General features: G+C 73.7%; 21 protein-coding genes. 15 read left to right on the forward strand and 6 right to left on the reverse strand.

The genetic code is table 11. The annotated features are described in order from the left end of the window. Positions 1-10: 10 nt before the first annotated feature. Complete coding sequence (locus ABTZ54_RS02305; RefSeq protein ID WP_351655969.1) at positions 11-1,318, reverse strand: NAD(P)/FAD-dependent oxidoreductase; 1,308 nt, start codon at positions 1,316-1,318, stop codon at positions 11-13. Between the two features lie 151 nt (positions 1,319-1,469). Next, a complete protein-coding gene (locus tag ABTZ54_RS02310) occupies positions 1,470-3,128 on the reverse strand; it encodes an FAD-dependent oxidoreductase (RefSeq protein WP_351655972.1) in 1,659 nt (552 codons plus the stop codon). A 206-nt stretch (positions 3,129-3,334) separates the two neighbouring features. On the opposite strand from ABTZ54_RS02310, the gene ABTZ54_RS02315 reads away from it, so the two are divergent. From ABTZ54_RS02315 to ABTZ54_RS02345, 7 genes are all read left to right on the forward strand, one after another. Further along, the gene (locus ABTZ54_RS02315; RefSeq protein ID WP_351656439.1) at positions 3,335-4,456 is read left to right on the forward strand and encodes a SchA/CurD-like domain-containing protein; all 1,122 of its coding nucleotides are present in this window, start codon (positions 3,335-3,337) and stop codon (positions 4,454-4,456) included. A 69-nt stretch (positions 4,457-4,525) separates the two neighbouring features. Then, entirely contained in the window at positions 4,526-4,996 is a 471-nt protein-coding gene (locus ABTZ54_RS02320) for a cupin domain-containing protein (RefSeq protein ID WP_351655975.1), read from the forward strand. Further along, positions 4,993-6,261, forward strand: coding sequence for a beta-ketoacyl-[acyl-carrier-protein] synthase family protein (locus ABTZ54_RS02325; protein ID WP_351655978.1), 1,269 nt, complete (start codon positions 4,993-4,995; stop codon positions 6,259-6,261). The genes ABTZ54_RS02320 and ABTZ54_RS02325 overlap by 4 nt, the downstream gene beginning before the upstream one ends. Then, complete coding sequence (locus ABTZ54_RS02330) at positions 6,258-7,505, forward strand: ketosynthase chain-length factor (protein WP_351655981.1); 1,248 nt, start codon at positions 6,258-6,260, stop codon at positions 7,503-7,505. The genes ABTZ54_RS02325 and ABTZ54_RS02330 overlap by 4 nt, the downstream gene beginning before the upstream one ends. A 27-nt stretch (positions 7,506-7,532) precedes the next feature. Continuing rightward, positions 7,533-7,793 carry an acyl carrier protein gene (locus ABTZ54_RS02335; RefSeq protein ID WP_351655984.1) on the forward strand — a complete coding sequence of 87 codons (261 nt, stop codon included), beginning with the start codon at positions 7,533-7,535 and terminating at the stop codon, positions 7,791-7,793. Position 7,794: 1 nt separating this feature from the next. Beyond that, positions 7,795-8,271, forward strand: a complete 477-nt coding sequence (locus ABTZ54_RS02340; protein WP_351655987.1) for an SRPBCC family protein — start codon at positions 7,795-7,797, stop codon at positions 8,269-8,271. Between the two features lie 22 nt (positions 8,272-8,293). Continuing rightward, a complete protein-coding gene (locus ABTZ54_RS02345) occupies positions 8,294-8,626 on the forward strand; it encodes a TcmI family type II polyketide cyclase (RefSeq protein ID WP_351656442.1) in 333 nt (110 codons plus the stop codon). A 105-nt stretch (positions 8,627-8,731) separates the two neighbouring features. Here ABTZ54_RS02345 and ABTZ54_RS02350 read toward each other — a convergent pair whose 3' ends face one another. Further along, positions 8,732-9,760, reverse strand: coding sequence for a methyltransferase (locus tag ABTZ54_RS02350; protein WP_351655991.1), 1,029 nt, complete (start codon positions 9,758-9,760; stop codon positions 8,732-8,734). A 46-nt stretch (positions 9,761-9,806) separates the two neighbouring features. Then, positions 9,807-10,874, reverse strand: a complete 1,068-nt coding sequence (locus ABTZ54_RS02355; RefSeq protein WP_351655996.1) for a right-handed parallel beta-helix repeat-containing protein — start codon at positions 10,872-10,874, stop codon at positions 9,807-9,809. A gap of 401 nt (positions 10,875-11,275) precedes the next feature. On the opposite strand from ABTZ54_RS02355, the gene ABTZ54_RS02360 reads away from it, so the two are divergent. Together ABTZ54_RS02360 and ABTZ54_RS02365 are read left to right on the forward strand one after the other, a co-directional pair. Then, a complete protein-coding gene (locus ABTZ54_RS02360) occupies positions 11,276-11,809 on the forward strand; it encodes a sortase (protein ID WP_351656002.1) in 534 nt (177 codons plus the stop codon). A 209-nt stretch (positions 11,810-12,018) separates the two neighbouring features. Then, on the forward strand, positions 12,019-12,612 hold the full coding sequence (locus tag ABTZ54_RS02365) for a class F sortase (protein ID WP_351656007.1): 594 nt from the start codon (positions 12,019-12,021) through the stop codon (positions 12,610-12,612). Here ABTZ54_RS02365 and ABTZ54_RS02370 read toward each other — a convergent pair. After that, complete coding sequence (locus ABTZ54_RS02370) at positions 12,585-13,931, reverse strand: HAMP domain-containing sensor histidine kinase (RefSeq protein WP_351656013.1); 1,347 nt, start codon at positions 13,929-13,931, stop codon at positions 12,585-12,587. The genes ABTZ54_RS02365 and ABTZ54_RS02370 overlap by 28 nt on opposite strands. 162 nt (positions 13,932-14,093) lie before the next feature. Here ABTZ54_RS02370 and ABTZ54_RS02375 point away from each other — a divergent pair, with 162 nt between their 5' ends. From ABTZ54_RS02375 to ABTZ54_RS02395, 5 genes are read left to right on the forward strand one after another with little or no spacing between them, the layout of a single operon-like run. Next, on the forward strand, positions 14,094-14,663 hold the full coding sequence (locus ABTZ54_RS02375; protein ID WP_351656019.1) for a hypothetical protein: 570 nt from the start codon (positions 14,094-14,096) through the stop codon (positions 14,661-14,663). 5 nt (positions 14,664-14,668) lie between these two features. Beyond that, positions 14,669-15,409, forward strand: coding sequence for an ABC transporter ATP-binding protein (locus ABTZ54_RS02380; protein WP_502997161.1), 741 nt, complete (start codon positions 14,669-14,671; stop codon positions 15,407-15,409). Continuing rightward, positions 15,396-16,118, forward strand: a complete 723-nt coding sequence (locus tag ABTZ54_RS02385; protein WP_351656031.1) for an ABC transporter ATP-binding protein — start codon at positions 15,396-15,398, stop codon at positions 16,116-16,118. The genes ABTZ54_RS02380 and ABTZ54_RS02385 overlap by 14 nt, the downstream gene beginning before the upstream one ends. Next, positions 16,115-18,760, forward strand: coding sequence for an ABC transporter permease (locus ABTZ54_RS02390; protein WP_351656037.1), 2,646 nt, complete (start codon positions 16,115-16,117; stop codon positions 18,758-18,760). The genes ABTZ54_RS02385 and ABTZ54_RS02390 overlap by 4 nt, the downstream gene beginning before the upstream one ends. Before the next feature lie 38 nt (positions 18,761-18,798). Beyond that, on the forward strand, positions 18,799-19,536 hold the full coding sequence (locus ABTZ54_RS02395; RefSeq protein WP_351656041.1) for a response regulator transcription factor: 738 nt from the start codon (positions 18,799-18,801) through the stop codon (positions 19,534-19,536). Here the strand turns inward: ABTZ54_RS02395 and ABTZ54_RS02400 are convergent. Further along, positions 19,495-20,256, reverse strand: coding sequence for a lipase family protein (locus ABTZ54_RS02400; protein ID WP_351656044.1), 762 nt, complete (start codon positions 20,254-20,256; stop codon positions 19,495-19,497). The genes ABTZ54_RS02395 and ABTZ54_RS02400 overlap by 42 nt on opposite strands. On the opposite strand from ABTZ54_RS02400, the gene tkt reads away from it, so the two are divergent. Then, complete coding sequence (gene tkt / locus ABTZ54_RS02405) at positions 20,168-22,246, forward strand: transketolase (protein ID WP_351656046.1); 2,079 nt, start codon at positions 20,168-20,170, stop codon at positions 22,244-22,246. The two genes, ABTZ54_RS02400 and tkt, sit on opposite strands and share 89 nt — an antisense overlap.

Raw genomic sequence — 22,246 nt, forward strand, 5'->3', positions numbered from 1 at the left:
TCGGGGCCGGTCAGCACAGCCCGTACGGCGGTGTGAGGTAGCCGGGCCGGACCCGCGCCGACGCGGGGTCGGGAGCCGCCGCCCGAGGGGCGAACACCTCCTGGGGGAGGGGGAAGTCCCACGCCTGCCCCAGGACGACCGTCGCGGCGAGGCGCCCGATCTCGTCGGAGCCGCGAGCACCGTGACCGTTGCCGCCGACCGCCACGGTGAGCGTGCCGTCCTCGTCGAGGGCGCCGATGTAGGGGTGGCGGGTGGGCGTCTTGTCGACGACGCAGCATGCCGCGTGCACGGAGACCGGCTCCAGGGCGGGGATCAGCGTACGCATGGCGTTCCGGAGGAACAGCGCCTGTTCACGCGTGACGGTCTGCGCGGCGCACCAGGCGCGCATCTCCGAGGCGGTGCGCAGCTCGTGCACCAACGGCTGCATGCCCGGGCCGATCCGTACGTACCACTTGCCGTCGGGGTAGCGGACCGGGGGCAGGAGGTAGGCGGACAGGTTGTCGTTCCCCGAGTCCTCGGGGTCGACGACCACGACGGTGGGGAGGGCCAGGAGGCGTCGCAGTTGCTCCCCGGCCACCTCGAAGAGCAGATTGGGCTCGGTGAAGGCCTGGAGGTCGAGCTCGCGTGCGGCGGGCAGGGCCCCGCTCCGGTTGAGCAGGGACCCGGCGGCGACCAGCACTTTCTCCGCACGCACCTCGAACTCGCCCTGGCCCGTGGCGACCTGAAGCGTCCACGGCCCCCGCGCGCCGCCCCCGTGGCGCACGTCCACCACATGCCCGCGGGCCAGCCGGGCACCGGCCGCCCTGGCCAGCTCCAGCTGCGCCCGGACCATCAGGCGCGGGTTGAGATACCCGGCGTTCCGTCGCTCAAGCAGCCCGTCGACCCCGCCGGCCACCAGGGGAACGCCCAGGTCGGGAAAGTCCGTCCCCAGCGTCGTCCCGGAGACCTCCTCGACCGTGACGCCGGCCGCCGCGCTCAGCCGCAGCATCTCCCTCGTACGGTCCCGCACCCCCTTGCCCATCAGTGCGAGGGCGCCGCACTCGGTGAAGAAGCCGACCCCGGACTCCCCCTCGATCGTGGGCAGTCGATCCGCCGAACGGGTGTCCAAGGTCCCCCACACCCGGTCCCAGCCCAGGCGCCGCACGATCCGCGCCTCGTCGCGATGGGCGCTGTACGCGGACAACGGCGCCGACCCGCCACCGGCGGACGCCTCGGGCCCGATCACCAGCACGTCCGCACCGGCCCGGCCGATGTACTTGGCGGCCGCCGAACCGAACATGCCGGCCCCGACGACCACGACCTCCGCGCGCACCACCATGACACTCCCCAGAACCGAGTAGATACGGAGTGTAGTCAGATGATCGCGTGAGCCGTCGCGTTCCCGCCGGTCCGAAGGGGCGCACGGACGGGGCCCCCTCCCACCCCGCGGTGGGGGAGGCCCCGCGCGGGCTGGGGGAGGCCCCGCGTCGCTACCGGTCCAGGACCGCCGCCAGGACCCGGCGCAGCTCAGCCTCCGGGTCCTCCGACGGCCCCTCGGAGCGCCAGGCGACGAAGCCGTCGGGGCGTACGAGCACCGCGCCGTCCGGGCCGACGCCGTGCGCCTCCGCCCAGTCGGCGTCGCCCGCCGCGGGGGACAGCTCCGCGTCGGGACCGTCGCCGATCCGGTACGCCTCGACCGGCACCGAGAGCTCCGCGGCGACGCGCCGGGCCGCCTCGGGCCAGCCGCCGCCGGACCGCGCACCGCTGAGCAGCACCGGCGACCGCTCGTACAGGTCAAGGGTGGAGACCCGGTTGCCCGCGCGGTTCAGCCACAGGTGGGGTGCGCGGCTCCCGGGCTCGCCCGTCAGCCGCAGCCCCTCGGGCACGACCGGGACCGTCACGTCGGCGCCCAGGACCGCGCCCTGCGGATAGCGGTAGCCCAACGCCACATTGAGGATGCCGCCCTTCCTGGCCCCGGGGTTGCCGGCGCCGGGGCCGGGGGCGTACCCGGGGTGGCTGTGCTCCACCGAACGCGAGGAGGCGCGGGCGCTCGTCGCCTCCGCGACCGGCCGGCGCTCCGCGTCGTAGGACGCGAGCAGGCCCGGCCCGGCCCAGCCGCCCAGCACGGCGGACAGCTTCCAGGCGAGGTTGTGCGCGTCCTGGATACCGGTGTTGGAGCCGAACGCCCCGGTGGGCGGCATCTCGTGCGCCGCGTCGCCGACGAGGAACACCCGCCCGTCCGCGTACCGTTCGGCGATCCGCTCGGCGGCGTGCCACGGCGCCCGGCCGGTGATCTCCACATGGAGGTCCGGCACGCCCACGGCCCGCCGGATGTGTTCCGCGCACCGCTCGTCGGTGAACTCCTCCAGAGTTTCGCCGTGTTCGGGATGCCAGGGCGCGTGGAACACCCAGCGCTCCTGGTTGTCCACCGGCAGCAGCGCCCCGTCGGCCTCCGGATTCGTCAGGTAGCAGACGATGAAGCGCCGGTCGCCCACGACGGCCGCGAGGTCCCGCGAGACGAAGGTGACGCTCACGTTGTGGAAGAGGTCGCCCGGACCGGTCTGCCCGATCCCGAGCCGCTCGCGGATCGGGCTGCGCGGGCCGTCCGCCGCGACGAGATAGTCCGCCCGGATGGTGGTGTGCTCACCCGTCTCGCGGCTCTTGACCTGCGCGGTCACCCCTTCGGCGTCCTGCTCGAACGACATCAGCTCCGTCGAGAACCGCAGATCCCCGCCCAGCTCCCGGGCGCGCTCCAGCAGTACCGGCTCCAGATCGTTCTGGCTGCACAGGCACCAGCCGGCCGGGCTGAAGCGGGCCACCCCACCGCCCGGGTCGATCTCCTTGAACAGCCACTCGCCGACGTCGCCGACCAGGCTCGGGGTCTGCAGGATGCCGTTGTTGCCGGCCAGGACCGACGCGGCCTCCTCGATGCGCCGCTCGACACCCGCCGTCCTGAACACCTCCATCGTGCGCACGTTGTTGCCGCGCCCCCGGGGATGGATCGATGTGCCCGAATGGCGCTCCACGAGGACGTGCGGAACGCCGAGACGCCCCAGGAACAGCGAGGTGGACAGGCCCACCAGAGAGCCACCGACGATGAGGACGGGCGTACGGTGACCGACCTCGCCGGCCTCTTCGAATCGGTTCATTGATCGCCTCCAGCGCCATCTGCGACGCGGGTCGGGGATGGGATGCGTATGCATGCCCTCCGGAGGGCCGGTTCCTTCGTTCGGGGCACCCGAATGACACGCGGTTCACTCATCCGCCCCGTGGGACTCGCGTGGCACCGGTCAGCTGCCAAGGATCGGCACATGACGACCCCGGCCCACGTGAGAGAGAGGCCCTCCCGATGACCATGACGATTCCGGGACGCGTGTCGCAGTCCGCCTTCGACGGCTCGAAGCTGCGGGTGATCCTGCTGCTCGACCTGTACGAAGGCGCCCAGCAGCAGTTCCTGGAGGCGTACGAGCTCATGCGCAGACAGGTCGCCTCCGTCCCCGGCCACCTCAGCGACCAGCTCTGCCAGTCCATCGAGAACCCCTCGCAGTGGCTCATCACCAGCGAGTGGGAGAGCGCGCCCCCGTTCCTCGCCTGGGTGAACAGCGAGGAGCACGTGGAGACCGTCAAGCCGATGCACAGCTGCGTCCGGGACACCCGGTCGATGCGCTACAGCATCCTGCGCGAGACCGGGCCCCGGCAGCCGCACACCCCCGATCCGGCGGCGGGCGAGCAGGTCGCCGCCCGCGTCGGCGACGGCGTGGCACGCCACGCCCTCACCTTCACCGTCAAGCCCGGCTCCGAGTCGAAGGTGGCCGAGCTGCTGTCGGCGTACGAGTCCCCCAACGCCCAGGTCGACGAGGCCACCCGGCTGCGCCGCACCTCGCTCTTCATGCACGGCAACCGCGTCGTGCGCGCCGTCGAGGTCGAGGGCGACCTCCTCGCGGCCCTGCGCCACGTGGCCCGCCAGCCCGAGGTGCGGGCGGTCGAGGAGGCCATCAACCCGTACCTGGAGCAGGACCGCGACCTGACCGACCCCGAGTCGGCGCGGGTCTTCTTCACCCGCGCCGCGCTCCCCGCCGTACAGCACGTGGTGGCGGCCCGGCCGGCCCCCGAGGGACTGCGGCGGCACGCGCTGTACTACCCGGCCAAGGAAGGCCGCGGGATGGAGCTCGCCCGGCTGCTCGCCGGGCAGGACGAGGCCGCGGCGGCCGATCCGACGAGCCCCGTGTACAGCAGCACCGTCTTCCAGCGCGACGACATCGTGGTCCGCCTCGTCGACAGCACGGGCGACCTCGACCGCGACCCGATCGCCTCGCTCGGCCTCACCGGGCCCGGCAAGGCCGCCGAACTGGAACGTCTCCTCGACGGCGCCGCGATCGGCGTCGAGGGCTCCCTGGAGACCGAGCGCAACATCAACCGCCTGCTCTCCCACGCCGACATGCTCCCCGTCACGGACCGCAGCGCGGCGGGCTCCTGACCCGCGGCAGCGGCCCAGGCCACGGGCCGTCCCCCTGGCACGTCCCTGCCCCACCCGGAGGTAACAACCATGCTGAAGAGCCGTCCCCGCATCGTGGACCTCAGCGAGACGGAACCCAACCGCAGACGCGGAGGCGACCTGCGGGCCATGCTCACGCCGGCCACGGTGGGCTCCACCAGCGGCTTCATGGGCCTGGCGATCATCCAGCCCGGCGAGCGCATCGGCGAGCACTACCACCCGTACTCCGAGGAGTTCGTGTACGTCGTCTCCGGCAGCCTCGAAGTGGACCTGGACGGCGAGACGCACGCGCTCCGGCCCGACCAGGGGCTGCTGATCCCCATCGACGTACGGCACCGGTTCCGCAACGTCGGCGACGCCGAGGCCCGGATGGTCTTCCACCTCGGCCCGCTCGCGCCCCGGCCGAGCCTCGGCCATGTCGACACGGAGGCCACCGAGGACGCCATCGAAGCCGACGCCGGGCCGCACCTGACCGTGGGCGATCCCGGTCAGGTGCCCGAACGAAGCGGGGCCGTCGAGTGAGGCGGCGTGTGGCGATCACCGGCATAGGGGTGGTCGCTCCGGGCGGCACCGGCGCGACGGCGTTCTGGGACCTCCTCTCCGACGGCCGCACCGCGACCCGCGGCATCACCCTCTTCGACCCGGCCGGACTGCGCTCCCGGATAGCCGCCGAGTGCGACTTCGACCCCCGGGACCACGACCTCGACCCCGAACTGAGCGAACACGCCGACCGGTACATCCAGTTCGCCATGGTCGCCGCCAAGGAGGCCGTCGACGACTCCGGACTCGACACCGGCACCGAGGACCCCTGGCGCGTCGGCGTCTCCCTGGGCAGCGCGGTCGGCGGCACCACCCGCCTGGAACACGACTACGTCCTGGTCAGCGAGAGCGGCCGGCGATGGGACGTGGACCACCGCGCGGCCGGACCCAAACTGCACCTGGCGTTCTCGCCCAGCACGCTCGCCTCGGTCGTGGCCGAACAGTTCGGCGCCCGCGGCCCCGTGCAGACCGTCTCCACCGGCTGCACCTCCGGCCTCGACGCCGTCGGCTACGCCTTCCACACCATCGAGGAGGGCCGGGCGGACGTCTGCATCGCCGGGGCGTCGGACTCCCCGATATCCCCGATCACGATGGCCTGCTTCGACGCCATCAAGGCCACGTCACCCGACAACGACGACCCCGCACACGCCTCCCGGCCCTTCGACGACAACCGGAACGGCTTCGTCATGGGCGAGGGCGCGGCGGTCCTCGTCCTGGAGGAGTACGAACACGCCAGGGCCCGCGGTGCGCACATCTACTGCGAGATCGGCGGCTACGCCACCTTCGGCAACGCGTACCACATGACCGGTCTGACCGGCGAGGGCCTGGAGATGGCCCACGCCATCGACAGCGCCCTCGACCAGGCCCGGCTCGACCCCACCCGCGTCGACTACGTCAACGCGCACGGCTCGGGCACCCGGCAGAACGACCGGCACGAGACCGCGGCGGTCAAACGGTCCCTGGGCGCGCACGCCTACGACACGCCCATGAGCTCCATCAAGTCCATGGTGGGCCACTCGCTGGGCGCGATCGGCGCGATAGAGGTCGCCGCCTGCGTGCTCGCCCTGAAGCACCAGGTGGTGCCGCCCACGGCCAACTACGAGACCCCCGACCCCGAGTGCGACCTGGACTACGTGCCGCGCACCGCCCGCCCCCGGAAGCTGAACACCGTGCTCTCCGTCGGCAGCGGATTCGGCGGCTTCCAGTCCGCCGTGCTCCTGACCGGGCCGGGCGGGAGGAAACGATGAGCACGGAGCACCCACGGCGCGCCGCCGTCACCGGGATCGGCGTGATCGCCCCCAACGGACTGAGCACCGACGCGTACGGGAAGTCCGTACGGGAAGGACTCAGCGTCCTGGACCGGATCACCCGCGAGGGATGCCAGGACCAGCCGCTCAAGATCGCGGGCGAGGTCCGCGCCTTCGACGCCTCGACCCTCATCGAGGAACGCTTCCTCGTCCAGACCGACCGCTTCACCCACTTCGCCATGGCGGGCGCCTCGCTCGCCCTGGACGACGCCGGTCTCGGCCGGGACGACCCCGAGGAGCCCTTCTCCATCGGCGTCGTCACCGCCGCCGGGTCCGGCGGCGGCGAGTTCGGCCAGCGCGAGCTGCAGAAGCTGTGGGGACAGGGCTCCAAGTTCGTCGGCCCGTACCAGTCCATCGCCTGGTTCTACGCCGCCAGCACCGGCCAGATCTCCATCCGGGGCGGCTTCAAGGGACCCTGCGGGGTGGTCGCGAGCGACGAGGCGGGCGGTCTGGACGCCCTCGCCCACGCCGCGAGAGCCGTACGGCGCGGCACCGAAGCGGTCGTCGTCGGCTCGGCGGAGGCCCCGCTCGCCCCGTACTCCATGACCTGCCAGCTCGGCTACCCCGAGCTCAGCACCGCCGACGACCCGGACCGCGCCTACCGCCCCTTCACGGCGGCAGCCCGCGGCTTCGCGCCCGCGGAGGGCGGCGCGATGCTCGTCGTGGAGGACGAGAAGCGCGCCCGGGAGCGCGGAGCGCCCGTCCGGGCGGTCCTGGCGGGCCACGGCGCCACCTTCACCGGCGCCTCGCGCTGGGAGGAGTCCCGGGAGGGGCTCGCCCGCGCCATCCAGGTCGCCCTGGAGGAGGCCGGCTGCGCCCCGGAGGAGATCGACGTCGTCTTCGCCGACGCCCTCGGCGTACCGACGGCCGACCGCGCCGAGGTGCTGGCCCTCGGCGACGCCCTCGGCGCCCACGCCGCCCGGGTCCCCGTCACGGCGCCGAAGACCGGCATCGGACGCGCCTACTGCGCGGCACCCGTCCTGGACACCGCGGCCGCGGTCCTCGCCATGGAACACGGCCTGGTGCCCCCCACCCCCCACGTGTTCGACATCTGCCACGACATCGATCTGGTGATGTCCCGCGCTCGCCCCGTCGAGCTGCGCACGGCCCTGGTCCTCAGCAGGGGACTCATGGGATCCAACGCGGCGCTGGTAGTGCGCCGCGGTGGCGACGCCGCCCGGTAGGACCGGGCGGACAAGGAGAGAGCACAGATGATCATCACCGAACTCACCTACGACGAGCTGGCCACGCTGATGAAGCAGTCGGCCGGGGTCACCGTCGACCCCCGCGAGCTGGAGCGGTCCGCCGAGTCCCCCTTCGGCACCCTCGGCGTCGACTCGCTCGGCCTGCTCGGCATCGTCGGCGAGCTGGAGAACCGCTACGGCCTGGCGCTGCCGACCGACGCGGAGCGCAGCAAGACGCCCGCCGAGTTCGTCGGCCTCGTCAACAGCACCCTCAGGACCGGAGTCTGACGTGTCAGGACACACCGACAACAGCATCACCATCGACGCCCCCCTCGATCTCGTCTGGGACATCACCAACGACATCGAGAACTGGCCCCGGCTCTTCAGCGAATACGCCTCCGTCGACGTGCTCTCCCGCGAGGGCGACGCCACCACCTTCCGCCTGACCATGCACCCGGACGACAACGGGAAGGTCTGGAGCTGGGTGTCCGAGCGCACCGTCGACCGCGAGCGGCGCACCGTCCGCGCCCACCGCGTCGAGACCGGACCGTTCGCCCACATGAACATCCGGTGGGAGTACGGGCAGCAGCCCCACGGCGTCACGATGCGCTGGGTGCAGGACTTCGCGATGAAGCCCGACGCCCCGGTCGACGACGACTGGATGACCGACAACATCAACCGCAACTCCCGCACGCAGATGGCCCTGATCCGGGACCGCATCGAGCAGGCCGCCCGCGAACGCCGGACCGCCCCGGTCAGCGGCTGACCGGCTCCAGGAAGGACGCGTGATGCACCACGCCCTGATCGTCGCCCGCATGGCACCCGGTTCGGCGCCGGCCATCGCCGACGTGTTCGCCGCCTCCGACCGGGGCGAACTCCCGCACCTGGTCGGCGTCACCCGACGCAGCCTCTTCCAGTTCGGCGACGTCTACCTGCACCTCATCGAGTCCGAGCGGGACCCGGCGCCCGCCATCGCGAAACTGACCGGGCACCCGGAGTTCCGCGACACCAGCGAGAAGCTGTCGGCGTACGTCAGCGCGTACGACCCGAAGACCTGGCGCGGCCCCAAGGACGCCATGGCGCACTGCTTCTACCGCTGGGAGCGGGAGCCCGGCGCCTGAACCGGCCACCGGCGGACACACCCCTGGGCCGCCCCTCCGCGACGGACGCGGAGCGGGCGGCCCAGGAGTGTCCGGAGAGGAGGACCGGACCGGGGGATCAGGCGATCAGACCGGGACCGTGCACTCGAAGGCGTGCAGATACGCGTTGACCGGACGGATCGCGTCGATGACGAGCCCCGCGTCCGACAGCCGGTCGACCATGCTCTGCCGGGTGTGCTTCGCACCGCCGACGTTCAGGAGCAGCAGCAGGTCCATCGCCGTCGTGAACCGCATCGACGGGGTGTCGTCCACGAGGTTCTCGATCACGACGACCCGGGCGCCGGGACGCGCCGCCTTCCGGACGTTGGCCAGCGCCCTGCGGGTGCTGTCGTCGTCCCACTCCAGGATGTTCTTGATGACGTAGACGTCCGCCCGGACCGGGATGTCCTCGCGGCAGTCACCGGCCACGACCCGGGCCCGGGAGGCCAGCGGACCGCCCTCCCGCAGGCGCGGGTCCACGTTCCGCACCACACCCGGCAGGTCGAGCAGCGTGCCGCTCAGGGCGGGGTGCCGCTCAAGCAGGCTCGCCAGCACATGCCCCTGGCCGCCCCCGATGTCCGCGACCGACGAGGCCCCGTGCAGGTCCAGGAGCTCGGCGACGTCCCGGGCGGACTGCTCGCTCGACGTGGTCATGGCCCGGTTGAACACGTAGGCCGACTCGGGCGCCTCTTCGTTGAGGTACGGGAAGAACTCCTTCGCGTACACGTCCTCGAAGACGTTACGGCCGGAGCGCACCGCCTCGTCCAGCTTCGGCCACACGTCCCAGGTCCACGGCTCGGTGCACCACAGCGCGATGTACCGCAGGCTGTGCGGGTCGTCCTCGCGCAGCAGCCGGGACATGTCCGTGTGGGTGAAGGTGCCGTCGGGCAGCTCCGCGAAGACGCCCTGGCAGGACAGGGCGCGCAGCAGCCGCCGGAGCGTCTGCGGCCGGGTCTTCACCTCCGCCGCCAGGTCCTCCACGGTCATGGGTGTCTCGCCCAGGGCGTCCGCCACGCCCAGCCGCGCCGCGGCGCGTACGGCGGCGGCGCACGCCGCCCCGAATACGAGCTCCCGCAGCCGCATGGGGGCCGGGGGAGCCGGATCAACAGTCGTCATGGATGCCTCGCCTTTGCTGTCGTGCCGTGGGTGGGGGTGTGCGGGGTCAGCACATGCCCGTGGGCTCGGAGAGCGTGCAGGTGTTGCCGCGGAAGGAGTTGCCCTTGCCGGTGTCCCGGTTCGCCAGGTCGGCGGTGCCGTTGCGCAGCACGACGTTGTCGCGGATCTCGTTGTGCTCGTTGAGGGCGCCCACGAAGCTCTTGAAGAGCACGATGCCGCCCGACAGCGGCGAGGTGCCCACGTTGTCCACGACCCTGTTCTCGGCGACCACCGTCCGCTCGGTGCCGGTGAGGACGATGCCCGAGCCCTGAAGGAACGGCAGCCGGGGGGTCTTGGGGCAGAGCTTGTTGTTGGCGTGGATGTGGTTCCGGCTCACGCTCATCGCCCCGGCGCGGGGAGCGGACTCGTCGCCCACGACGAAGACCGCGGCGCAGTTGCCCGTGGCGTCGTTGCGGTCGACGGTCAGATTGCGCAGGCGCCGTACGGTGATGCCGATCCGGTTCCCGGAGACCCGGTTGTGGCTGACCAGCGTGCCCTTGGTGTCGGCCGCCCCGCCCTCCGCGTCGACGGTGTTCGCCAGGAAGAGTCCGGCGTCGCCGTTGTCGCGGGCGATGTCGTGGGTGAATACACCGCGCTCGGACCGCTCCTGGCCGATGCCCCAGGTCCCGTTCCGCTCCGCGATCACCCGCTGGACCTTCAGCCGGTCGGTCCAGGAGGCCCACAGACCGTTCTTCGCGAAGCCCCTCAGGGTCAGCGAACGGACGGTGACGTCCTCGACGGGACGGTCCTTGGTCCCGGTCACGCAGAGACCGTTGCCGGCCTTGGCGCACGCGTTCGCGCCCGGTGTCGCGGCGGGCACGAGGACTGTGGGGGAGACGCCGGAGCCGCGCAGCGTCAGGTCGGAGGTGGTGATCAGGACGCTCTCGCGGTACGTGCCGGGGGAGAGCAGGATGGTGTCCCCCGGCCGTGCGGCGTCGACGGCCTGCTGAATGGATTCGCCGGGCTTCACCCGGTGCACCGTCTCGCGGTCGGCGGGCGGTGCGGCCGCAGCACCCAGCCCCGAGGCCACGAGGGCCGCGGTGCAGGCCAGGTGGGCGATCTGTCGCTTCGTCATATGGCGACGCTATGAGCGCCCGTTGCGGCCCGCCACCACTGATCCCCCGGGCGGGCTGTACGTCCCCCGGATGCGCCTCCGGGGCGGGGCGCCCGCGCCTACGGCGGTGGTACGACGCCCCGTACACCCGTCCGACGGACATCGGGCGCGAGGGGGTGAAGGCCCCCTAGCCCGTTCGCCCCTGACTGCCCATCGCTCTCGACTTCCTGCGCCCACAGCTCTGACCTGCGCAGACGTCGGCGGAGGGGGCGAGGAGCCGCCCGACCGGAGGACACCCGCGCACGCCGCTCGCGTTGCGAAGATCACGAGCCGGAGATTCCCTCGTGCACGGAGCACAGCACGGGCGCCACGCAGGCAAGCCGGCCGAGAAGGCTCCGCACCATCCGCACAAGGAGAGAAGCATGCGTCTCGCACGTCACGGTCTGCGGATCGCCCTGGTCGCCGGAGCCCTCGCGCTGTCCGCCCCCATCGCCCTGGCCGCCCCGGTGGAGCCCGCCGCGGGCGAGGCCGCGGGCGCCGCCCGCATCACCCCGGGCAAGTCCTACCCCGGCGGCACCGTCACCGTCAGCACGACCGCGTGCGGCAAGGAGACCTACGGCAAGGGCGAGTCGGAGGTGGCCGGGCAGTTCCACCTCTTCGCCGGGGACCGCAAGGGCGTCCTGGTGGGCGAGTTCAAGGTGCCGGAGGACGCCGTCTCCGGCACGGACACGGTGACCCTCAAGTGCCCGCCGCGGATCAAGGAGACCCTCACGTACCAGATCTCCGGCCGCCCGCACGGCGGCGTCGCCGCGGGCTTCGGCTGGGCCGCCGAGGCCGACACGGCCGACGACAACGGCACCCGGCTCGCCCTCGGCGGGCTGCTCCTCGGCGGAGCCGTCGCCGGAGGAGTGATCCGGGCGCGCCGGCGCGCCGCCCGGTCCGGTACCTCGGCATGACGATACGTCCGCCCCCGGGGTACGGACTCCCGCCCCGGCCCCCTGCCCCGCGACGGGGCCGGGGGCCGGGGGCACGCCCGGCGCCGGGCGAACCCGACACCCCAGGCACGCGCCCCCGCTGCGTCCCGTCCTTCAAGGCCCTGGCCTGGACGGCCCTGGCCGGAACCCTCCTGCTGGTCCACCCACCGGGCACCCCTTCCGCGTCGACCATGACCACGGCCCCGGCCCCGGCCACGGCCCCGGCCACGGGGACAGGGACGGCCACGGGGACGGTGGCACAGGCCCGCTCACCCCTCTCCCGGACCGCTCCCGCGGCCGCCCCGGACCGGTCGGCGGTCCGGCCGCTGCCCGCGTCGGACCCGGTACGCATCCGGATCCCGGCCATCGGCGTGGACGCCTTCCTGACGCGCCTGGAGCTCGACGCGGCGGGCGCGCTCCGGCCCCCGCCCGCGACGGCCCCCCTCCTGGCCGGCTGGTACGCCGACGGGACCACCCCCGGCGCACCGGGCACCGCCCTCGTGGCCGGCCACGTCGACACCCCCTTCGGCCCGGCCGTCTTCCACCGCCTCCACGCCCTCGCGCCGGGCGCCGAGATCACCGTGGAACGCCAGGACGGCCGCACGGCCCGTTTCACGGTCGACGCCGTGGAACTCGTACCGAAGGACCGCTTTCCCGACGAGAAGGTCTACGGCGGCTCCGGCCGCCCCGAACTCCGTCTGATCACCTGCGGCGGCACCTGGTCGGACACCACCGGCTACCAGTCCAACACCGTCGTCTACGCCGGCTTGACGGGGGCGGGATAGGGTCCGCCCACCGGCACCAGCAGGGTGAACGTGGTGGGCGCGGCGCGCGTCAGCGTCAGGCGCCCCCCGAGGGAGAGGGCGAGGTCGCGGGCGAGAGAGAGCCCGATGCCGGCGCCCGGTCCGCCGCCGGAGTGGCCCCGCTCGAAGAGCCGGGCGCCGCCGCCGTCCCCGCCGTCTCCGCCGTCTCCGCCGTCCCCGCCGTTCACGGTTCCCTCGTCGGTGACGTCGAAGGCGAAGGCGTCGTCGAGGTCCCGGAAGACGACGCGTACCGTGCCGTGTCCGTGGACGCGCGCGTTGTCCAGCAGCACGCCCAGGATCTCCGCGACCGGTCCGCCCGGGACGCGGGCGTCGTCCGGCACGTCCGTGGCCGCGAGCTCCAGCCGCCTGCCGTCGCGGGCGAACAGCCCGTGCCACCGCTCCTCGGTCCGGGCCAGCAGCTCCCGCACCGGCAGGTCCGGCACCATCGGCCGGGGCGGCCCGGTGACCCGGGAGAGCCGGAGCACCTCCTCCACGGTCTCGTGCAGACGGCGCGTGGCGGCCAGCGCCTCCCGCAGCGCCGGCCGGGCGTCGTCCTGGGCGAGCCCGGCCTCCAGCGTGAGCTGGAGGCCGGACAGCGGGGTGCGCAGCTGATGGGAGGCGTTCGTGCTGAAGTCCCGCTCGTTGCGCAGCAGTTCGGACAGGCTGCGCAGCATGTCGTTGTGGGTACGGGCGACCTGGTCGATCTCCGCGATGCTGCTCGGCGCGGCCCTGGAGGTGAGGTCGCCGGCGGTGACGGCCCGGCAGTGCCGGGAGAGGTCCTCAAGCGGCGCGGCGAGTGCCCGCGCCTGCCGGCGGGCGACCAGGACGGCGACGGCGAGCGCGACCACGCACCCGCCCGCCAGGGCCGCCCAGCCGGCGAGCACCCGGCCCCGCACGTCCGTCACGGGCGAGGACGCGCGGACGACGCCGATCACCCGCTCGGCGTGCGGGACCGGCACGGCGGCCACCAGCTCGCCGCCGGACGAGGAACGGGTCACCGTGCCGGCCAGGGCCCGGCGGACCGCGTCGTCGCCGCGTAGCGGGCCGGTCCCGGCACGCAGCCGCAGCAGCGGGTCGTACAGCCCGAGCCGCTGACGCGACGCGGCCACGGGAAGCTCCGCCGGGTCGCCCCCGGTGTAGTCGGGGTTGACCCGGACGGCGGCGGCCAGGGCCGCCCGCTCCAGCGCGTCGCGCTGGCCGGCGTACAGGGAGGACCTGATGGCAAGCGCCAGGGGCACGACCAGCAGGACCAGGGCGACCAGGACGGCGGTCAGCGCCACCCGCACCACGCGCTGTCTCATGCCCCCATCATGGCCGCTGCCCACCGGCCCGTACGGGACCCGGCAGGCCCGGCGCACGCCTTTGCCGTCGTCTAACCGTCGGCGCGCCGGCCGTTAACCGCCGCCCTCCTAACGTCGGGAACGTGACCGTCCGGTCCCGACGTCCCCTGGAGGGCAGTGGCCATGACCCGTCCACGGAAGTCCGCAGCCCTCGTGACCGGGCTGGTGCTCGCCTCGGTGCTGACCGCGGGAGCGACGTCCGCCACGGCCACGGAGCCCAATCCGCCCGGGGACATCCCCGACAACCAGGCGTACGTCGCCTTCCAGCCGTCCAGTGGCTTCACCGGCTTCACGGTGAAGGTGCCCGAGGGCTGGGCCCGCACCGGGCAGGGCACCACGACGCTCTTCACGGACAAGCTCAACCGCGTCCAGATCTCCGCCGTCCCCGCCTCCGCCGCTCCCACGGTCGCGTCGGTCACCCGCACGGTCGTACCGCAACTGCGCACGCGGGTCGCGAAGTTCACGAGCCCCAAGGTGACCGAGGTGCAGCGGAAGGCCGGCCCCGTGGTGCTGTTGACCTACCAGGGCGACTCGGCCCCGGACCCGGTCACCGGCAAGGTCGTGCGGGACGCCTTCGAACGGTACGCCTTCCACCGGCAGGGCCACGAGGTGGACCTCACGCTCTCCGGTCCGGTCAACGCCGACAACGTCGACCCGTGGCGCATCGTCAGCGACTCCTTCGCCTGGCGGTGAGCGCCTTGACCGCGCGGCCGCACACCGACGCCCTCACCGCCCGGGAGCTGTACCGCTTCTTCCGGGCCGGGGAGGAGGAGACCCTCGCGCTGCGCGGGGTGTCCCTGAGCGTCGCGCGCGGCGAGACGGTCGCCGTGATCGGCCCGTCCGGGGCCGGCAAGTCCACCCTGCTGTCCTGCCTGGCCGGGCTCGACGAGCCGTCCGGCGGCGAGGTACGGGTGGACGGCGTCCGCGTCAGCCACCGGCCCGAGACCGAGCGGGCCCGACTGCGGGCCCGGCACATCGGCGTGCTGCTGCAGAGCCGGAACCTGCTCCACCACCTCAGCGTGCGCGACAACGTACGCCTCGCCCAGAGCGCCGTACCCGGACGGCCCGCCTCCTCCGCCGAGGAGCTGCTGGACCGGGTGGGACTGCGGGAACGCCGGTACGCGCTGCCCCGGCAGCTGTCCGGCGGGGAACTGGCCCGCGCGGGTCTCGCCGTCGCCCTGGCGAACGCGCCCGCCGTGCTGCTCGCGGACGAGCCGACCGGCGAACTCGACGGCGGCACCGAGCGGCGGGTCCTGGAGCTCCTGAGGGAGCGCGCGGCGGACGGCTGCGCGGTCCTGATCGTCACCCACAGCCCGGCGGCGGTCCGCGTCGCCGACCGGGTGATCACCCTGGACGACGGCCGGGCCACGGAGGCGGCCGAGGCCGGTGCCCCGATCCCCGGCACGCACGGTCCGGAGGTGCGCCATGCCCCCGGCTGACGTGCTGGCTGACGTGCCGGCTGACGTGCTGATCGACTGTCAGGACGCCGCCCTCACCTTCGGCCGAGGTCCGAACGCCGTCGTCGCGGTGCACGGCGCCCGGCTGCGGATCCGCGCGGGGGACCGGCTCGCGATCGTCGGCCCGTCCGGATCGGGCAAGTCGACGCTGCTGCACCTGCTGGCCGGACTCGAACAGCCCACCAGCGGCACGGTGACCTGGCCGGGCCCGGCCGGGCGGCCCCGGGACATCGGGCTCGTCTTCCAGGGCGACAGCCTCATCCCCGCGCTCGACGTCATCGAGAACACCGCGCTGCCCCTGGTCCTCGCCGGAACGCCCGACGACCGGGCGCACGAAGCCGCCCTGGCCGCGCTCGCCCTGGTCGACGCGGCCGACCTGGCCGACCGGCTGCCGGAGGAGATCTCCGGCGGCCAGGCCCAGCGGGTCGCCGCCGCCCGCGTACTGGCACAGGCGCCCCGGGTGATCCTGGCCGACGAGCCCACCGGCCGCCTCGACCACGCCACCGGCGGACGGGTGCTGGACGCGCTCCTGACCGCGGCCGACGCCACGGGCGCGGCCCTCGTCGTCACCACCCACGACCCGGCGGTCGCCGCCCGCCTCACCGTGCGCCGCGCCATGCGCGACGGACGCCTGACGGCACCGGACGGCGCCGACGCCGACGCGGCCGCCCGTCCAGGAGAGCCCTCATGATCAGCTCATGGGCGAACGGTCTCGCCCGCCACCGCACCGGACGCCTGATCGCGGCCATGACCGGGATCGCGCTCGCCGTCGCCCTCGTCGCCGCGCTCGGCTCCTTCCTGACCGCGTCCAAGGCGACCATGACCCAGCGGGCGGCGCGCTCGGTGTCCGTGGCCTGGCAGGTCGAGGTGCAGACCGGCGCCGACCCGAACGCGGCGCTGTCGCTGGTGCGCGCGACGCCCGGCGTACGCTCCGCCGTCCCGGTCGGCTTCGCGCACACCAGCGCCTTCACCGCCACGGCGCAGGGCAGCACCCAGACCACCGGCCCCGGCATGCTCCTCGGTCTCCCCGGCACGTACCGCACCCTCTTCCCCGGCGAGATCCGCTCCCTGACCGGACGTCCCACCGGCGTGCTCCTGGCCCAGCAGACCGCCTCCAACCTGCACGCGGCCCCCGGCTCCACCGTCGGTGTCCGGCTGCCGGGCACGACGGGCGTGCGCCAGGTCCGGGTGGACGGGATCGTCGACCTCCCGCAGGCCGACTCCCTGTTCCAGAAGATCGGCGCGCCTCCCCAGTCCCAGCCCGTCGCGCCGCCCGACAACGTCCTGCTCGTGCCCGCCGCCCGGTTCGCCTCCCTGACCCGTGGCGCCCCGGCCGTCACCCCGCAGATCCATGTCGCCCGCGACGCCGCCCTGCCCCACGACCCGGCCGCCGCGTTCACCTCGGTGACCGGCGCCGCCCACCATCTGGAAGCCAGGGGCGCGGGTTCGGTGCTGGTCGGCGACAACCTGGGCGCCGCACTCGACTCGGCCCGCCAGGACGCCCTGTACGCGCAGCTCCTCTTCCTCTTCCTCGGCGTCCCCGGCGCCGTCCTCGCCGCCTCGCTGACCGCCGCGGTCGCCGGTGCGGGCGGAGAGCGGCGCCGCCAGGAGCAGGCGCTGCTGCGGCTGCGCGGCCTCGCCCCCCGGCGGATCGTGGCCCTGGCGGGCCTGGAGGCGGCGCTCGTCGGCGTCGCCGGCGGACTCGCCGGCCTCTGGCTCGCGGCCCTGACCGGCCGGCTCGCCTTCGGCACCGCCTCCTTCGGCGCGGGCGCCGGCACCTGGATCGTCTGGTACGTCATCGCCTTCGTCCTCGGCGCGGCCGTGGCCGCCGGCGCGGTGCTCGTCCCCGCCGTACGGGACCTGCGCACGGTGACCGTCGCCGACACCCGCAGGACCACCCGCCGCACCACCTCGCCCTGGTGGATGCGGACCGGTCTGGACTTCCTGCTCCTGGCCGGCTCCTGGCTGGTCTTCAGCGCCTCCTCCGGCAAGCGGTACGCGCTCGTCCTCGCCCCCGAGGGCGTACCCGGCATCTCCGTGTCGTACTGGGCCTTCCTCGGTCCCGCCCTGCTGTGGACCGGGGCCGCCCTGCTGCTGTGGCGCCTCACCCTCCTGGCGCTCACCCACGGCCGCCCGGTCCTGGCCCGCCTCGCGCGGCCCCTGACGTCGACCCTGGCCGGCACCACGGCGGCCGTCCTGGCCCGGCGCAGCCGCCCGCTGGCCCGCTCCATGGTCCTGCTGGCGCTCGCGGTGTCCTTCGCCGTCTCCACCTCGGTGTTCAACTCGACGTACCGGCAGCAGGCCGAAGTGGACGCCCGGCTCACCAACGGCGCCGACGTGACGGTCACGGAGCCTCCGGGAGCGCGGATCCCGCCGAGCGCGGCGGCTGCGCTGCGGATCTCCGGGGTCCGCCACGTCGAGCCGCTCCAGCACCGGTTCGCCTACGTGGGCTCCGACCTCCAGGACCTGTACGGCGTGCGCCCGGACACGATCGCCTCGGCGACCTCCCTCCAGGACGCGTACTTCTCCGGCGGCACCGCGCGACAGCTCATGCGGAGGCTGGCCCAGCGTCCCGACAACCTCCTGGTCAGCGCGGAGACCGTGAAGGACTTCCAGCTCTCCCCGGGCGACCGGGTCAACCTCCGGGTCCAGGACGCCAGGACCGGGGCCCTGCGCACCGTGCCCTTCCACTACGCCGGGATCGTCAAGGAGTTCCCGACCGCGCCGAAGGACAGCTTCTTCGTCGCCAACGCCTCCTACGTGACCGAGGCGACCGGCAGCGACGCGGTGGGCGCCTTCCTCGTCGACACCGGCGGCGGCAGCCGGCAGGCCGTCGCCGCCCACCTGCGCGGACAGCTCGGCACGCGTGCCACCGTCACCGACCTCACCCAGACCCGGGGCACCGTCGGCACCAGCCTGACCTCGGTCGACCTGGCCGGCCTGACCCGGATCGAGCTGGCCTTCGCGGTCCTGCTCGCCGCCGGGGCGGGCGGTCTCGTCCTCGCGCTCGGACTCGCCGAGCGCCGCCGCACCTTCGCGATCACCACCGTGCTGGGCGCCACCCGCCGCCAGCTGAGCGGCATGGTCCTCACCGAGGCGATCGTGCTCACGGCGGGCGGCCTGACGGGCGGCCTCCTGATCGGGTGGGCGCTCTCCGAGATGCTGGTCAAGGTGCTCACGGGCGTCTTCGACCCGCCCCCGGCCGCCCTCGCGGTCCCGGTGGTCTATCTGGCCCTGACCGTGGGCGCCGCCGTGGCCGCCGTCCTCGCCGCCGCGCTGAACGGCGTGCGCCGGGCCCGGCGCCCCGCCATAGAGGATCTGCGCGACCTGTGAACCCACCCGACGGGCCGCCAGGCCGTACGCTGCCGACCATGCGCACCCCGACACCCGAGGACCGCGGCCGCCGAGGCGTGCTGGTCGTGGAGGACGACGACACCATCGGCCGCCACCTCGAAACCGCGCTGCGGGGCAACGGCTACGCGCCCGTCTGGAGCCGTACCGGCGCGAACGCGCTCACGGAGGCGTCCCAAGGGGCGTACGACGTGCTGCTCCTCGACCTCGGCCTGCCCGACATGGACGGTCTCGACGTCGCCCGCACGCTCCGCGCCCGCTTCCCCGAGCTCCTGATCGTCATCCTCACCGCCCGCACCGACGACATCGACGTCATCGCCGGCCTGGACGCCGGAGCCGACGACTACCTCGTCAAACCCTTCAGCCTGACCGTGCTCCTCGCCCGCCTCCGCGCCCACCTGCGGCGCGGGACCGTCGCCTCCCCGCCCCCGGAACCGCTCGCGCTCGGCGACCTCGTCGTCGACGAGGCGGCCCGCCGCTGCACCCTGCACGGCGCCGACTTCCCCCTGCGCCCCAAGGAGTTCGAACTCCTCGCGCTCCTGGGCCGGCACGCCGGTGAGGCCGTCTCCCGCGAGACCCTCATGGCCGAGGTCTGGGACGAGAACTGGTCCGGCTCCACGAAGACCCTCGACGTCACCATGGCCGGCCTCCGCCGCCGCCTCACCGACGCGACGGCCGCGTCCCCCCACCCCGTACACCTGCCCCCCATCACGACCCTACGGGGCCACGGCTACCGGCTGGAGCGCCACCACGGCTGAGGGCCGCTCGGGAAGGGGTGAGGTGCTTCTCGACGCAGGCCGGGTAGACGCTGACGGCGTGGTCCCGCACCCCGTCCGAGGCGGGGGCGAAGGGGTCGGACACGCCGGCTCCGGTGGCAGGGTGGGGACGACGTCGTTGTTGTTCACGAAGCGGTGGTGCCGGCTGCTGAACGGCGTCCTGTGAGCGGCCGCGAGCAGCCGATCGCAGGTGCGCGGCTGCCCGAACGTGTAGACGCCGCCAGGCAGTTCGCTGGGATCCACACCCTCTGCCCGTTCCTGCGCAGCTCGTCGACGGTCTCGCGCACCTGCGGGTACACCGAGGCGAGGGCCTGCTGGAAGGCGTGGTGCACGAAGCAGCGACCACGATGGCCCGGTCGGACGCGGCGACGTAGGCCTGGGTGTCCTCGATCGGGAACGGCATCGTGTGGGGGAGTCGAAGGGGTCTGGAGCTTGAGCCGTCGGCCACCTGTTCGGAGCGCGGCGCGGGGGCAGGTCACCTCGCCGGCGCTCCCTCGGCTCCCCGCTGGTCCCTTCGGGCGGAGATGGGCGACGTCGCGACTCCGGTCCGTCGTGCGGTCGGTCCGGGATGGCAGGTTGGGGGGCCACCTGGAGAAGGAGCTCTGGACTCCGTATGCGCACGAATCCGGCCACCACCGATCTTGAGTGGACCGAACTGGACCAGCGGGCCGTCGACACCGCCCGCGCCTTGGCGGCGGACACCGTGGAGCACGCGAGGGACGGGCATCCGGGCACGGCCATGAGCCTCGCGCCCGCCGCGTACCTCCTCTTCCAGCGCCTGATGCGGCACGATCCGGCCGACGCCGGATGGATCGGCCGCGACCGTTTCGTCCTCTCCAACGGGCACGCCTGTCTGACCCTCTACATCCAGCTCTTCCTGGCGGGTTACGGGGTGGAGCTCGACGACCTGAAGGCCTTCCGCCGCTGGGGGAGCAGGACCCCGGGCCACCCCGAGCACGGTCACACCGTCGGCGTGGAGACCACGACCGGGCCCCTGGGGCAGGGGATCGCCAACGCCGTCGGGATGGCGATGGCCGCCCGGTTCGAGCGCGGTCTCTTCGACCCGGAGGCGCCCTCGGGCACGTCCCCGTTCGACCACACGATCTGGGCGATCGTCTCCGACGGCGACATGGAGGAGGGCATCTCGGCCGAGGCGTCCTCGCTCGCCGGGCACCAGCGGCTCGGCAACCTCGTCGTCCTCTACGACGACAACCACATCTCCTGCGAGGGCGACACGGCGACCGCGCTCTCCGAGGACGTGCTCAAGCGCTACGAGGCCTACGGCTGGCACGTCCAGCGCGTCGAGCAGGCCGCCGACGGCGACATCGACGTGCACGCTCTGTACGCGGCGCTGACAGCGGCCCGGGACGAGACCGGGCGCCCGTCGATCATCGCGGCCCGCACGGTCATCGGCTGGCCGGCCCCGCACGCGCGGAACACCAAGGAGGCCCACGGCCGGCCACTCGGCGCGGACGAGATCGCGGCCACCAAACGGGTGCTGGGCCTCGACCCCGACCGGCACTTCCACGTCGAGGACGCCGTCCTCGCGCACACCCGCGAGGCCGTCGCCCGAGGCCGTGCGGCGCACGCCGCCTGGGACCGGCGGCTCGACGAATGGCGGGCCGCCCACACCGCGCGCGCGGCCGAGTTCGACCGCGTCACGGCCGGTGAGCTTCCCCTGGGCTGGGAGAAGAAGGTGCCGGTCTTCCGGGCCGGAGACACGATCGCGCCCAGGACGGCATCCGGCGCGACCCTCAGGGCCCTGGCGGAGGTGCTGCCCGAACTGTGGGGCGGCTCCGCCGATCTGGCGGGCTCGAACCACACGACCATCGACGAGCTGTCGTCCTTCCTGCCCGCCGGCAACCCGCTCCCGGGCGCCGACCCGTACGGCCGCACCGTGCACTTCGGCGTCCGCGAGCACGCCATGGCCTCGGCCATGAACGGCGTGGCGCTGCACGGCAACACCCGGATGTACGGCGGCACCTTCCTGGTCTTCTCCGACTACATGCGCCCGGCGGTCCGGCTTGCCGCGCTGATGAAGCTGCCCGTGACCTACGTGTGGACACACGACTCCGTAGGCATCGGCGAGGACGGCCCCACCCACCAGCCCGTCGAACACCTGGCGGCCCTGCGCGCCATCCCCGGCCTCAACGTGGTGCGCCCCGCCGACGCCAACGAGACCGCCATCGCCTGGCGCGAGATCGTACGCCGGCACGGCACCGCCCCCGCCCCGCACGGCCTGGCTCTCGCGGGGGAGGACCTGCCGACGTACGAGCTCAACGAGGAGGCGGCCAGGGGCGGTTACGTGCTGAGGGAGGCCGAGGGCGGCGCGCCCGAGGTGATCCTCATCGCCACCGGATCCGAGGTACGCCTCGCCGTCGAGGCGCGCGAGCGGCTCCAGGCGACCGGCGTACCGGCGAGGGCGGTGTCGATGCCGTCGGTGGAGTGGTTCGAGGAGCAGGACCGGGCATACCGGGACGCCGTCCTGCCGCCGTCGGTGACGGCGAGGGTGGCCGTCGAGGCCGGGGTCCGCTTGACCTGGAAGGAGTACGTGGGCCCGGAGGGGCGGATCGTCTCGCTGGAGCACTTCGGCGCCTCCGCCGACGGCGAGACCCTGTTCCGAGAGTTCGGTTTCACGGGGGAGGCGGTCGAGGCCGCCGCGCGGGAGGCTCTGGCCGCCCGGCGGCGCTGA

Origin of the sequence: Streptomyces sp. NPDC094032, from assembly GCF_040303965.1 — a bacterium.
In the GTDB taxonomy this organism is placed as follows: Bacteria; Actinomycetota; Actinomycetes; order Streptomycetales; family Streptomycetaceae; genus Streptomyces.

Excerpts from the sequence above, each read along its gene's own strand:
- ABTZ54_RS02305 (WP_351655969.1), bottom strand. The coding sequence starts at position 1,318 with ATGGTGGTGCGCGCGGAGGTCGTGGTCGTCGGGGCCGGCATGTTCGGT.
- ABTZ54_RS02310 (WP_351655972.1), bottom strand. The coding sequence starts at position 3,128 with ATGAACCGATTCGAAGAGGCCGGCGAGGTCGGTCACCGTACGCCCGTC.
- ABTZ54_RS02315 (WP_351656439.1), top strand. The coding sequence starts at position 3,335 with ATGACGATTCCGGGACGCGTGTCGCAGTCCGCCTTCGACGGCTCGAAG.
- ABTZ54_RS02320 (WP_351655975.1), top strand. The coding sequence starts at position 4,526 with ATGCTGAAGAGCCGTCCCCGCATCGTGGACCTCAGCGAGACGGAACCC.
- ABTZ54_RS02330 (WP_351655981.1), top strand. The coding sequence starts at position 6,258 with ATGAGCACGGAGCACCCACGGCGCGCCGCCGTCACCGGGATCGGCGTG.
- ABTZ54_RS02335 (WP_351655984.1), top strand. The coding sequence starts at position 7,533 with ATGATCATCACCGAACTCACCTACGACGAGCTGGCCACGCTGATGAAG.
- ABTZ54_RS02345 (WP_351656442.1), top strand. The coding sequence starts at position 8,294 with ATGCACCACGCCCTGATCGTCGCCCGCATGGCACCCGGTTCGGCGCCG.
- ABTZ54_RS02350 (WP_351655991.1), bottom strand. The coding sequence starts at position 9,760 with ATGACGACTGTTGATCCGGCTCCCCCGGCCCCCATGCGGCTGCGGGAG.
- ABTZ54_RS02355 (WP_351655996.1), bottom strand. The coding sequence starts at position 10,874 with ATGACGAAGCGACAGATCGCCCACCTGGCCTGCACCGCGGCCCTCGTG.
- ABTZ54_RS02360 (WP_351656002.1), top strand. The coding sequence starts at position 11,276 with ATGCGTCTCGCACGTCACGGTCTGCGGATCGCCCTGGTCGCCGGAGCC.
- ABTZ54_RS02365 (WP_351656007.1), top strand. The coding sequence starts at position 12,019 with ATGACCACGGCCCCGGCCCCGGCCACGGCCCCGGCCACGGGGACAGGG.
- ABTZ54_RS02370 (WP_351656013.1), bottom strand. The coding sequence starts at position 13,931 with ATGAGACAGCGCGTGGTGCGGGTGGCGCTGACCGCCGTCCTGGTCGCC.
- ABTZ54_RS02375 (WP_351656019.1), top strand. The coding sequence starts at position 14,094 with ATGACCCGTCCACGGAAGTCCGCAGCCCTCGTGACCGGGCTGGTGCTC.
- ABTZ54_RS02385 (WP_351656031.1), top strand. The coding sequence starts at position 15,396 with ATGCCCCCGGCTGACGTGCTGGCTGACGTGCCGGCTGACGTGCTGATC.
- ABTZ54_RS02390 (WP_351656037.1), top strand. The coding sequence starts at position 16,115 with ATGATCAGCTCATGGGCGAACGGTCTCGCCCGCCACCGCACCGGACGC.
- ABTZ54_RS02395 (WP_351656041.1), top strand. The coding sequence starts at position 18,799 with ATGCGCACCCCGACACCCGAGGACCGCGGCCGCCGAGGCGTGCTGGTC.
- tkt (WP_351656046.1), top strand. The coding sequence starts at position 20,168 with ATGCGCACGAATCCGGCCACCACCGATCTTGAGTGGACCGAACTGGAC.